Raw genomic sequence first — 12,172 nt, 5'->3', positions numbered from 1 at the left:
CCTGCTTCATGTACAGAAGCAGGTTTTCTTGTATATACAACCAAATAGAAAAGTCAACGGAAAAGCACTTGGAATAAACGGCTTTCTTTGAAGATGTTCACAATTTATCTACCTTAATCATAGTTAAAATCGGGTATGATATAAGTAGACCCTCACTTATATTTCTGCAATTTCCAACAAATTCCGACACAATTAATTCGGAAAATTTCGAAAGTTTGTGCAGGAATATGCCAGGGTATGATAGAATAATAATCACATAAGGATGAAAGGAGGACACTTCTATATGAAATACAACATTCGTGGTGAAAACCTAGAAGTGACCGAGGCTATTAAAGATTACGTGGAGAAGAAAGTAGGAAAGCTAGAGCGCTACTTCGATGAACCGGTAACTTCCGAGGTCCATGTAAATTTAAGTGTCTATAATGATGAGCAGGAAATCGAGGTAACGATTCCAATGAAGGATCTGCTTCTACGTGCAGAGGAAAGACACACTGATCTGTACGCTGCCATCGACCTTGTGGTTGATAAACTGGAACGACAAATCAGAAAGCATAAAACAAAAGTGAACCGTAAGTTCCGCCAGGAAGGTGCTCCGAAATACGTATTTGCGGAACTGGAAAAAGAAGCACAGGAGTATCAAAATGGAGCCAGTGAGGATGAAGATATCGAAATCGTAAAACAAAAACGTTTTGATCTGAAGCCGATGGACTCCGAAGAAGCAGTACTGCAAATGGATATGTTAGGTCATAACTTTTACGTTTACACTAATGCGGAAACGAATGAAACAAACGTAGTTTATCGTCGTCGTGACGGTAAATATGGATTGATCGAACCTAGCTGATTACGAAATCAACAAACTAAGGCGGCCCTGTGAAGGGTCGCCTTTTCAATTGCTTTTTTAAAAGACTCTTTTAACTCTCAGTGTCGATATTATAGCTCTTTTGCTGAAGAATCAGTTTCGAGATAGTGGGGCCCGTTACCATAAGAGTAATGGGATGGTTCGTAAAACGACTCGCTTTCCAGCTTCATCGCCTAGACACTCGCGACATAAGCAGTTCATCAACGGGAAGAAGAACCACTTCCCTTTTGCTGTTCTGCTTATGCGTGTCGTGTCTCCCAAGGCGATTACGCATTCATTTCTTTCCTGCGGGGGACCTGGCAAGCTTCCTCGGGCTGCGCCTGTGGGATCTCGCCTAGCCCCTTCTCCCGCGGGATTCTCGCCGTTTCCCTTCCCATCCAGCCAGTTTTGTACCAAACGGGCCCTTTAAAAAGAGAAAGAATGTACAACTAAAAACTTTATCCTTAAGCATTTATAAATGATATAAAGAAGTGGCAGAAGTCTTTTCAAAGATGTTTTTCCCCACAAGTATGATTTCGAGAACTTTCTAGGCAAGGGGCATAGGGGAACGGCGAGACTCCTATGGGATTAAAGTACATGGTGAGATCCCGCAGGGCTTTAGCCCGAGGAAGCTCACCGTACTCCCATGGAAAGCGAGTCGTTCCCCAAAGCCCCCCCTCCCACACAATATCTCGAAATCAAGTCTTCGACTTTTCGGCCCAATTGAAAAAGTTTATTTATGGAAAATCACAACAACGTTTAACATGCCTTTTAAAAAAGTGTAAGTTTTTTAAAATAGATGTGTTTTCGCATAATCTAGTGCCGATTTGGCTAGAAAGGAGAATTTTCACTGGGAAAATAGGCGTTTTTTACAAAAACCGCCGTCCGTTTTGGCAAAAGTGAAATTAGCGATAAAAATTATCACGTGGTATAACAAAGTAGGCAGCAATAATTACCTTCCAGGGAGGCGTACCCATATTGACTACTTATGTGAATCAGGAGTACCAGGAGCTATACCATAAACTCAAGCAGCAAGAGAAGACAATTGCCCAGCTTGTGGAGATTATTGCGGCTGCGAATAAGCGAATCTATGATTTGGATCGAAGACAGCTGGGGTTCGAACATCGACTGCTTGTACGAGAACATTCATTGTCAATGACAAGCACAACATTCCGTTCGACACCAGATGCTGAATGACTGCCACGCATGTTTCCTCGAAAGTCCTCCTACGTCTCCATAACAAGAGCAGCTCATCCCCGAGTTGCTCTTGTTCGTTTGCAGTCAGCTAAACAAGGGAGTTTGTTGTCAGGCAACTCATGGAAGTGTTATTATAAAGTGTGATTAAACTATACAACCGGATAACTACCAATTTAATAGAGGAGCGGTTGCAATGCTTGGAACCTTAAAGAAAATATTTGGTGACGGCAACCAGCGCCAAATCAACCGGCTGCAAAAGCAAGCCGAGGAAATTGAAGCGTTGGAGCCTGAGATGGAAAAACTATCAGACGATGGTCTGCGAAATAAAACAGATGAATTCAAACAACGCTATCAGGATGGCGAGAGTCTGGACAAGCTATTGCCTGAAGCGTATGCAGTCGTCCGTGAAGGGGCCAAGCGTGTACTTGGGATGCGCCCTTTCAACGTCCAGCTGCTTGGTGCGATTGCCCTGCATGAAGGGAATATCGCCGAGATGAAAACCGGGGAAGGTAAAACGCTTGCTTCGACAATGCCAGCTTACTTAAATGCATTGAGTGGCAAGGGCGTTCATATCATCACGGTCAACGATTATTTGGCCAGCCGTGATGCGGGTGAAATGGGCAAGCTTTATGAATTCCTGGGATTGACAGTTGGCTTGAACTTGAACGGAATGATGAAAGAAGAAAAGCGCGAGGCCTATGATGCCGACATCACTTACGGAACAAATAACGAATTCGGTTTTGATTATCTGAGGGACAACATGGTCCTGTACAAGGAACAAATGGTCCAGCGTTCCCTGCCATTTGCTATCATTGACGAGGTCGACTCGATTTTAATTGATGAAGCCCGTACACCATTGATTATTTCAGGTACCGCTCAAAAGTCTGCCGATCTTTATGTGAAAGCGAATGCCTTTGTCCGCCTGCTTGAAAAAGAGGAAGACTATACGTATGAAGAAAAAACAAAAGGCGTACAACTGACAGAGGAAGGGATCAATAAAGCAGAGCGGTATTTTGCGATTGAGAACTTGTTCGATCTTTCCAATGTGTCACTGATCCACCATATCAACCAGGCCTTGAAAGCTCATGCGGCAATGCACCGGGATACGGATTATGTCGTGGAGGATGGAGATGTGGTTATCGTCGATCAGTTCACCGGGCGTCTGATGAAGGGGCGTCGCTACAGCGATGGACTCCATCAGGCGATAGAAGCGAAAGAAGGATTGGAAATCCAGAATGAAAGTATGACGCTCGCTTCCATCACATTCCAGAACTTCTTCCGTATGTACGATAAATTGGCAGGTATGACTGGTACAGCGAAAACAGAAGAAGAGGAATTCCTGAACATTTATAATATGCGAGTCATTGCTATTCCAACGAACAAGCCGATCATTCGTGACGATAAAGCGGATCTCGTTTATAAAACGATGGAAGGAAAGTTCAAGGCAGTCGTGGAAGAAATCAAACAGCGCTATGATAAAGGGCAGCCAGTCCTTGTCGGTACGGTTGCTGTTGAAACGTCAGAGTTGATTTCCCGTTACTTGAAGAAAGCAGGCGTACCTCATAATGTTTTGAATGCAAAAAACCATTTCCGGGAAGCGGAAATCATTGAAAATGCCGGTCAGAAAGGCGCCGTTACAATTGCAACCAACATGGCGGGCCGCGGAACTGACATCAAGCTCGGGGAGGGTGTAGTTGAGCGAGGGGGCTTAGCGGTCATTGGTACCGAGCGACATGAATCCCGCCGTATTGATAACCAGCTCCGTGGACGTTCCGGACGTCAGGGAGATCCTGGTATGTCATTATTCTATCTTTCCATGGAAGATGAACTGATGCGCCGTTTCGGATCAGATAACATGCGTAACATGATGGATCGTTTAGGCATGGATGATAGCCAGCCGATTGAAAGCAAGATGGTATCCCGTGCGGTTGAATCAGCTCAAAAACGCGTGGAAGGAAATAACTTTGATGCACGTAAAACCGTACTTTCTTATGATGATGTATTACGACAGCAGCGTGAGGTTATTTACAAGCAGCGTTTTGAAGTGCTTGATTCTGAAAACCTCCGCAGCATTATCGAAGAAATGATTCATTCCACCCTTGAACGGACCGTCCAGGCTTATACAACTGATGAACTGGATGAAAATTGGGAACTTGATTCCATCGTTTCTTATATGCGTGCGAATCTGGTCCATGAGGGAGATGTCACCGAAAGTGAACTGAAAGGAAAAGAACCGGAAGAAATGGTTGAACTCCTGATGGAAAAAGTGAAGCGGCGATACGATGAGAAGGAAACGGAAATGGAAGAAGGCCAAATGCGCGAGTTTGAGCGTGTCATTTTACTTCGTACCGTCGACCAGAAGTGGATGGACCACATCGATCAGATGGACCAGCTTCGTCAGGGTATCCATTTACGTGCTTATGGACAAACAGATCCACTTCGTGAGTATCAGATGGAAGGCTTTTCTATGTTTGAACAAATGGTACAAAACATTGAAGAAGAAGTCTCCCGCTACGTCATGAAGGCCGAGGTCCGCAACAACCTCCAACGTCAGGAGGTCGCCCAGGGGGCAAAGGCGGTATCTGGCAGCGAGCAAAGTGAAGAAAAGAAAACACGCAAGCCTTACGTGAAAAAAGAAGATGTCGGGCGAAACGATCCGTGCCCGTGCGGTAGCGGCAAGAAATATAAGAACTGCCACGGCAGATAATGAACGGACACTCTCTCATCAGGGAGAGTGTCTTCCATTGTTCCAAGTAAGAATTTTAATAAGAGGTGATTGTTATGGATATGGCGGAAATTCGTCATGAATTGGACAATATGGCTAAGCGATTAGCGGACTTCAGGGGGTCTCTTTGACGCCGATCAAAAGAAGGCACGTATTGCAGAACTTGAAGAAGAAATGACTGCTCCGAATTTTTGGGATGACCAGAACAATGCCCAAAAAGTAATTAATGAGGTCAACGGCCTGAAAGAAATGGTCCATACACTTGAGGATCATGAAGAAACGCATGAAAACCTGGAAGTCTCCTATGAGCTGGTTAAAGAGGAAAATGATGAAGAGCTTGCAGTAGAGCTGGAAGCAGAGGTCAAGCAGCTTAATAAAGACTTGAACCAGTTTGAACTCAACATGCTGTTAAGTGAACCCTACGACAAAAATAATGCCATTTTAGAATTGCACCCTGGTGCTGGCGGTACAGAATCTCAGGACTGGGCAAGCATGCTTTTACGCATGTATACCCGCTGGGCAGAACGAAAAGGCTTCAAAGTGGAAACGATGGACTATTTACCTGGCGACGAAGCCGGTGTAAAGAGTGTCACTTTGATGATCAAAGGTCATAATGCATATGGCTATTTGAAAGCGGAAAAGGGAGTACACCGTCTCGTGCGTATTTCCCCCTTTGATTCCTCAGGGCGCCGCCATACTTCCTTTGTATCTTGTGAAGTAATGCCGGAATTCGATGATCAGGTGGAAATCGATGTCCGGACAGAAGACTTGAAAATCGATACCTACCGTTCCAGTGGTGCCGGCGGTCAGCACGTTAATACGACGGACTCGGCGGTTCGTATCACGCATACACCGACCAACACAGTCGTGACCTGTCAGTCGGAGCGTTCTCAGATTAAAAACAGGGAACAGGCAATGAAAATGCTGAAGGCGAAGCTTTATCAGCTTGAAATTGAAAAGCAGCAGCAAGAACTGGATGAAATCCGCGGGGAGCAGAAAGAAATCGGCTGGGGAAGCCAAATCCGCTCCTATGTCTTCCACCCGTATTCTATGGTCAAAGACCATCGGACCAACCTTGATATCGGTAATACGCAAGGTGTGATGGACGGCGATCTTGACCCATTCATCAACGCGTACCTTCGCTCGCAAATGAATTAATCACCTAAGACCTCGCTCAAATTATAAGAGCGAGGTCTTTCTATTGGTTTTGTTTAGGGGTAGTTGGGAAATTACTCGCATATTTAATAGCGTTTAAGAAAGTTTTTAGCGTGTTAATGATGAAAAATCTATCATTTCCACTTACAATATAGGAAGTATTTTGAAAGAGAGGAGGGACTTATGATGTCAAAAGATAAAGAACACTTTCGGATAGCCCACCGGGAAGCATGGATTGGTGTTGCGCTTGCAGTTTTCAATTTCATCTGGTGGTTCGGGTTTGCATATGGCTTAGGAGGTAAATCCCCATCTTCATACCAGTACATATTTGGGCTTCCAGCCTGGTTTTTCTATAGTTGCGTATTAGGTTTTGTCGTAATGGTAGTACTTGTTACGGTTGTGGTTAAACTATGGTTTGTCGAAGTCCCGTTTGAGGAAGAGGAGGGAGAGGAATCATGAATTGGTCGGTGATGATCCCTCTTGTATTTTTTCTTATACTGATTTTTGTGATTGGTTTTTGGGCAAGTAAATATGTAAGGACGACCGATTCTTCGTTTTTAGCGGAATATTTTCTTGGGGGACGGCAGCTGGGTGGTTTAATTCTTGCGATGACCATGATTGCGACATACGGAAGTGCCAGCAGCTTCATCGGTGGTCCTGGAGTGGCCTATACAGAAGGACTTGGCTGGGTACTGCTGGCCATGTCCCAAGTAGTAACAGGCTATTTTGTATTGATGGTTCTTGGTAAAAAATTTGCAATTATGAGCCGCAGGTATCACGCTGTAACCTTGATTGATTTTTTGAAAGGACGGTACCAGAGTAAATGGGTGGTCCTGGTTTCAGCTTTCAGTATCATTCTCTTTTTGTTCTCAGCTATGGCCGCACAGTGGGTTGGTGGTGCCAGGTTGATTGAATCTTTAACTGGTTTGAGCTATATATCGGCATTATTCATTTTTGCGGTTTCTGTATTGATTTATGTCATTCTCGGTGGGTTTCGAGCAGTAGCATTGACCGATACTGTCCAGGGAATTGTCATGCTGGTCGGTACGCTTGTCCTGTTGATTGCTACCATCATAGCAGGGGGCGGTATCGATAGTATCATGACGGATCTTCAAGCGGAAAACCACAATTTGATTACCCCATTTGGCGCTGAGGGGAACCTTTCAGCAAGTTATGTATCGTCTTTTTGGATATTAGTAGGTGTGGGAGTGGTCGGTCTTCCCCATGTTACCGTTCGTGCGATGTCCTATAAAAATTCCAGAGCTATGCACCGGGCTTTGATCATTGGTACCATCGTGGTAGGTTTCATCATGCTCAATATGCATCTAATCGGGGTATTTGCACGTCCTATTCTGCCGGGTATTGAGGTTGGAGATAAGGTCATGCCGTTGATTGCCCTTGAAGTCCTGCCAGCCTGGCTTGCAGGTGTGGTGCTTGCTGCTCCGATGGCGGCAATCATGTCCACGGTGGATTCGTTGCTGCTGGTCGTCAGTTCAGCGGTGGTCAAAGATGTTTATCTGAATTATGTCGAACCGAAAGCTACACATAAAAAGGTGAAGAAGCTTAGTTTTACTATTACTGCTGTGCTTGGAATACTCGTATTTTTAATGGCACTTGATCCTCCGGATTTATTGATATGGTTGAACTTATTCGCTTTCGGAGGTTTGGAGGCAGCATTCATCTGGCCAGTTATTATGGGACTTTACTGGAAAAAAGGGAATAAACACGGCGCTTTGGCTTCGATGTTAATCGGAATTCTTTCCTATATATTATTTCATCTTTACCTTCCAAACCTATTTGGATTACACACGGTTGTCATGCCAATCATTCTTTCACTGGCTGGTTATGTGGTCGTTAGTCTTATTACCACTAAGAGCGGGAAAGAGTCGTTGGTACAAAGTTAATCAGTAGTTAAATGTACGGTCATTTGCTATGCTGAAAGAAATCATTTGTTGGGATGAGGCGATATTTTATGAAGGTGAAAAAAGCGATTATACCAGCTGCGGGCCTTGGTACCCGTTTTTTACCGGCCACGAAAGCGATGCCTAAAGAAATGCTTCCGATAGTAGATAAACCAACCATTCAATATATTGTCGAAGAAGCCATTGCATCAGGTATTGAAGATATCATCATTGTGACTGGAAAAGGTAAGCGGGCAATCGAAGATCATTTTGATCATGCCTTTGAGCTGGAAGAAAGTCTTTATAAACGGGGAAAAATGGATCTCCTCGAGAAAGTGAAAGAGCCGGGAGCGGTGGATATCCATTATATCAGGCAAAAAGAACCGAAGGGACTCGGTCACGCGGTTTGGTGTGCCAGAAAATTCATCAGCAATGAACCGTTTGCGGTGCTCCTTGGCGATGATATTGTCCAAGGAGAAACCCCTTGTTTGAAGCAGTTGATCGAACAATACGAACAAAAAGAATCATCTATTATCGGCGTTAAACAAGTACCAGAAGAAGAAACTTCCCGTTATGGTATCATTTCACCGAAATCACAGGATGGCAGGAGCTACGAAGTGGAGAGTTTTATTGAAAAGCCTCCAGCTGGAGAGGCGCCCTCTAACCTTGCTATTATGGGGCGATATATCCTTACTCCGGAAATACTGGATTTGCTGGCAGACCAGGGGGAAGGAGCTGGCGGTGAAATACAATTGACAGATGCGATTGGGCGCTTGAACAGCTTCCAAGGTGTTTACGCATATGAATTTGAAGGCAAGCGTTTTGACGTGGGTGATCAATTCGGTTTTATCCGAACGACTATCGAAATGGCCTTGAACAGGGAAGATATGCACGAGGATGTCATGGAACTATTGAAAAAAATCGTAGATGAAGAATCACTAAAAATGTAAAATCAATCTTGCTGGAGGGATGCCCTCCAGCTTTGTTTTTTGTCCAGTTGCTTTTATGCGCTTTACCGTGTTAATACGTTATTTTGCTGTCGTTTACAGCTTTTGATTCCAGTGTTATACTCCTATCTCGTGAGCGATAGATAATAGAGAATAGAAGGATTATTACTGCGCAGAATGAACATACATGAGGTGGAGAGTAATGATGATGATGGCAAAACGATACCGCAGGGAACCTATGCCGGAAATGCTGCGGCATTTTTTGGAATATAGCTTTGTAATACTCGGGTCTTTTTTCGTGGCTTTAGCTTTTAACGTCTTTTTACTTCCTAATAATATTGCATCCGGCGGAGTCGCCGGTATTAGTACGATCACAAAGGGGGTCTTCGGCTGGGAGCCAGGCCTGGTGCAAGGGTTATTGAACGTACCGTTATTCATTACAGGGGTAATTATACTTGGTAAAAACTTTGGACTGAAATCTTTTGTCGGAACACTTATTCTACCGTTTTTCGTTTACCTGACAAGCGGCTTGTCACCAGCTACGCCAAATCCTTTATTGGGAGCTATCTTCGGAGGCATGGGCGTGGGGCTGGGTCTTGGCATCGTTTTTCGTGGAAGAGCCTCGACCGGAGGAATTGATTTAGCAGCTCAAATTATTCATAAATATACTCACCTGCCGTTGGGAATAAGCTTAGCAATGCTTGATGGTATGATTGTTACTACTTCAGCCATTGTTTTCTCTGTCGAAGAGGGTTTATATGCATTGATTGGTTTGTTTGCTACCAGCAGGACCATCGACTTTGTACAAGTTGGCTTGAATACTTCTAAAAATGTCATGATTATATCTGAGAATGTCGAAGAAGTACGAGCAGCGATTTTGAATGAAATTGATCGTGGAGTCACAGTGCTTGAAGGTTCTGGCGGATATACAGACCAAAACCGAAAAGTTATCATGTGTGTGGTCCAACAGAACGAATTCATCAAATTGACACAAACTGTTAAAATGATTGACCCAGAGGCATTTGTTGTGGCAATGAATGCCACAGAGGTGCTAGGGAAGGGTTTTAAAACTTCCTGAATTGGTTATAATATCCTTGATGGTGTATTCGCTATCATAAACTACTTCGATTGGGGGAGTAATAATGAAGAAAGCGTTAATGGCTGTACTTTTCGGTTCAGCGCTAGTTCTCGGAGCATGTGGTGGCGGCGGAGATGAAGGTGCTGAAGAAAATGGCGGCGGCGATGCCGGCACGGAAGAAAACGGTGGTGGCGGTGAAGTTGATACTGCAGCTGCTGAACAAGCTTACAAGGAAAGCTGTGCAAGCTGCCATGGCGGTGATCTATCCGGTGGTGCAGGACCTTCTCTTAAAGAGATTGGATCCAAGTATTCTGAAGATGAAATCCGTGATATCATCAAGAATGGTAAAGGCTCTATGCCTGCCGAGCAAGCTACTGGTGAAGATGCCGATATGATTGCCGGATGGTTGGCAACCCAAAAGTAATAAGAAAAGGTAATACTTAGCAAAAAGCTTGAGCATGTTGCTCAAGCTTTTTTATGTTTTTTAACAGGAAATTCCTCTTGATTTATTTGTCGAATCTTGATTTATATTGCAATTTTGTTAAATAAAAAGTCATATTGAAATGAAAATGTAATAATTTTGTGTCATAAAAAGGCGAATGTTGATGTTATAATATTTATGGTTATCCAGCAGAGTTCAGATTTGGTAAATTATTGTTTAAGCACCATGAAAATTACAACAAAGGAAAATAAAGGTGATTTTTATATGATAGAAATGCAGTCTGTTTATAAGACGTATCCAAATGGGGTTACGGCTTTAAATGGCATAGATGTACATATAGCTCAAGGCGAGTTTGTATATGTTGTAGGTCCAAGCGGGGCTGGGAAATCGACATTTACACGATTGATGTTCCGTGAAGAGAAACCGACTAAAGGAACCGTATTAGTGAACGATATAAATCTTTCTAAACTAAAAGAAAGGAAAATTCCTAAACTTCGCCGTCAAATCGGCGTGGTTTATCAGGATTTCCGTCTGCTTCCAAGACTATCAGTCTATGAAAACATCGCTTTCGCTCTTGAGGTGATTGAAGAGTCGCCAAAGAATATTCGAAAGCGAGTCATGGATGTATTAGACCAGGTTCGACTGAAAAACAAGGCACGCTTTATTCCGGACGAGTTGTCGGGTGGGGAACAGCAGCGGGTCTCGATTGCCCGTGCCATCGTCAATCATCCGAAGCTGCTGATCGCAGATGAACCGACAGGAAATCTCGATCCTGAAACCTCTTGGGAAATCATGAGCATCTTAGAAGAAATTAATGCATCCGGGACTACCGTTGTGATGGCAACTCATAGTAAAGATATCGTCGATAAAATGAGAAAACGTGTCATAGCCATTGAAGATGGATTGGTAGCGCGTGACGAACATCGAGGTGATTACGGCTATGAAGCTTAGAACAATGGGCAGACATTTTCGTGAAGGCAGCAAGAGTGTTTGGCGTAATGGCTGGATGACTGTTTCTTCAGTGGGAGCAGTAACTACTACCCTGCTACTTGTCGGTGTATTCCTTGCACTGATGTTGAATTTACATCAAATCACACAGGAAGTTGAAAAAGATGTAGAAATTAAAGTATTGCTCGATCGGACACTTCAGGAAGATAAAGATATCAGCCGCGTCGAAAAAGAGTTAAATTCGATTTCGGACGTGGGAAGTGTCAAGTTTTCTTCTAAAGAGCAAGAATTGGAACGTCTTATTGAAAGTATGGGCGATGAAGGTAAAGCCTTTGAACTGTTTGACCAAAGCAACCCATTGAAAGACGCTTTTGTGGTGAAACCATCAGATCCTGCCAATACCATGGCGGTAGCGGATAAAATCAGAAGCATCGAAGGTGTTTCGGAAGTCAACTATGGTGAAGAAATCGTCCAAAGACTTCTTCAGTTCAATGAATATGCACGGACAATCGGTTTTGCTTTGATTATTGCTCTCGTATTGACGGCAATATTCCTGATTTCTAATACGATTAAAATTACTATTATTGCCCGTAAAAAGGAAATAGGCATTATGAAGCTCGTAGGAGCGACAAACGGGTTCATTCGCTGGCCATTTTTCATTGAAGGCATGCTTCTGGGAGTTCTCGGGGCAATCATCCCGATCGCGGCAGTGGTATCAGGTTATTATTACTTATATTACAACCTGAGAGATAAAATCCAATTCGAGTTTATCCAGCTGCTTCCTTTCGATCCATTTGCATGGCAGCTTTCTCTATTGATCCTGGGCATCGGAGTCTTCATTGGAATCTGGGGAAGTGTCATGAGTGTACGTAAGTTCTTGAAAGTATAACAATAATCATTTACCCGTTGTAATAGATAGAAAAACGTAATACGGAGAGTTG

Annotated in this window: 11 protein-coding genes; all 11 read left to right on the top strand. The window is 43.7% G+C overall.

Features of this window, described 5'->3' with window-relative positions; all coding sequences use genetic code 11:
* Window positions 1–283: 283 nt before the first annotated feature.
* The 11 genes from hpf (at window position 284) to ftsX (ending at window position 12,120) form a co-directional block, all read left to right on the top strand.
* Window positions 284–841: a ribosome hibernation-promoting factor, HPF/YfiA family gene (hpf, locus tag ACGTN9_RS05855; protein WP_499591420.1), complete on the top strand. Its 558-nt coding sequence runs from the start codon at window positions 284–286 to the stop codon at window positions 839–841.
* A 975-nt stretch (window positions 842–1,816) separates the two neighbouring features.
* Window positions 1,817–2,035, top strand: a complete 219-nt coding sequence (locus ACGTN9_RS05850) for a hypothetical protein (RefSeq protein WP_499591419.1) — start codon at window positions 1,817–1,819, stop codon at window positions 2,033–2,035.
* A 193-nt stretch (window positions 2,036–2,228) separates the two neighbouring features.
* Window positions 2,229–4,742, top strand: a complete 2,514-nt coding sequence (secA, locus tag ACGTN9_RS05845; RefSeq protein ID WP_499591418.1) for a preprotein translocase subunit SecA — start codon at window positions 2,229–2,231, stop codon at window positions 4,740–4,742.
* Between the two features lie 74 nt (window positions 4,743–4,816).
* Window positions 4,817–5,918 (top strand): peptide chain release factor 2 gene (gene prfB, locus ACGTN9_RS05840; protein WP_499591417.1). Its coding sequence is split into 2 segments (ribosomal slippage): window positions 4,817–4,888 and window positions 4,890–5,918, totalling 1,101 coding nucleotides; the frame shifts between segments, so codons are not numbered across the junction.
* 183 nt (window positions 5,919–6,101) lie between these two features.
* Window positions 6,102–6,374 carry a DUF997 family protein gene (locus tag ACGTN9_RS05835; RefSeq protein ID WP_499591416.1) on the top strand — a complete coding sequence of 91 codons (273 nt, stop codon included), beginning with the start codon at window positions 6,102–6,104 and terminating at the stop codon, window positions 6,372–6,374.
* Window positions 6,371–7,819, top strand: coding sequence for a sodium/pantothenate symporter (gene panF, locus ACGTN9_RS05830; protein WP_499591415.1), 1,449 nt, complete (start codon window positions 6,371–6,373; stop codon window positions 7,817–7,819). The genes ACGTN9_RS05835 and panF overlap by 4 nt, the downstream gene beginning before the upstream one ends.
* Before the next feature lie 68 nt (window positions 7,820–7,887).
* Window positions 7,888–8,766 (top strand): UTP--glucose-1-phosphate uridylyltransferase GalU, encoded by an 879-nt coding sequence (gene galU, locus ACGTN9_RS05825; protein WP_499591414.1) that lies wholly within the window; start codon window positions 7,888–7,890, stop codon window positions 8,764–8,766.
* A gap of 208 nt (window positions 8,767–8,974) precedes the next feature.
* Complete coding sequence (locus ACGTN9_RS05820; RefSeq protein WP_499591640.1) at window positions 8,975–9,841, top strand: YitT family protein; 867 nt, start codon at window positions 8,975–8,977, stop codon at window positions 9,839–9,841.
* 64 nt (window positions 9,842–9,905) lie between these two features.
* On the top strand, window positions 9,906–10,265 hold the full coding sequence (gene cccB / locus ACGTN9_RS05815) for a cytochrome c551 (protein WP_499591413.1): 360 nt from the start codon (window positions 9,906–9,908) through the stop codon (window positions 10,263–10,265).
* A gap of 282 nt (window positions 10,266–10,547) precedes the next feature.
* Entirely contained in the window at window positions 10,548–11,234 is a 687-nt protein-coding gene (ftsE, locus tag ACGTN9_RS05810) for a cell division ATP-binding protein FtsE (RefSeq protein WP_499591412.1), read from the top strand.
* Complete coding sequence (gene ftsX / locus ACGTN9_RS05805) at window positions 11,224–12,120, top strand: permease-like cell division protein FtsX (protein ID WP_499591411.1); 897 nt, start codon at window positions 11,224–11,226, stop codon at window positions 12,118–12,120. The genes ftsE and ftsX overlap by 11 nt, the downstream gene beginning before the upstream one ends.
* Window positions 12,121–12,172 lie beyond the last annotated feature (52 nt).

Origin of the sequence: Halobacillus sp. B23F22_5, assembly GCF_043497085.1 — a bacterium.
GTDB lineage: Bacteria > Bacillota > Bacilli > Bacillales > Halobacillaceae > Thalassobacillus.
Note: the sequence above shows the minus strand (reverse complement) of the source record. Positions and strands in the feature narration are given on the sequence as shown.

What these genes read in the sequence shown, in the direction of transcription:
- cccB (WP_499591413.1), top strand. Translation starts at nt 9,906, where the DNA reads ATGAAGAAAGCGTTAATGGCTGTACTTTTCGGTTCAGCGCTAGTTCTC.
- ACGTN9_RS05820 (WP_499591640.1), top strand. Translation starts at nt 8,975, where the DNA reads ATGGCAAAACGATACCGCAGGGAACCTATGCCGGAAATGCTGCGGCAT.
- panF (WP_499591415.1), top strand. Translation starts at nt 6,371, where the DNA reads ATGAATTGGTCGGTGATGATCCCTCTTGTATTTTTTCTTATACTGATT.
- ACGTN9_RS05835 (WP_499591416.1), top strand. Translation starts at nt 6,102, where the DNA reads ATGTCAAAAGATAAAGAACACTTTCGGATAGCCCACCGGGAAGCATGG.
- secA (WP_499591418.1), top strand. Translation starts at nt 2,229, where the DNA reads ATGCTTGGAACCTTAAAGAAAATATTTGGTGACGGCAACCAGCGCCAA.
- ftsE (WP_499591412.1), top strand. Translation starts at nt 10,548, where the DNA reads ATGATAGAAATGCAGTCTGTTTATAAGACGTATCCAAATGGGGTTACG.
- ftsX (WP_499591411.1), top strand. Translation starts at nt 11,224, where the DNA reads ATGAAGCTTAGAACAATGGGCAGACATTTTCGTGAAGGCAGCAAGAGT.
- hpf (WP_499591420.1), top strand. Translation starts at nt 284, where the DNA reads ATGAAATACAACATTCGTGGTGAAAACCTAGAAGTGACCGAGGCTATT.
- galU (WP_499591414.1), top strand. Translation starts at nt 7,888, where the DNA reads ATGAAGGTGAAAAAAGCGATTATACCAGCTGCGGGCCTTGGTACCCGT.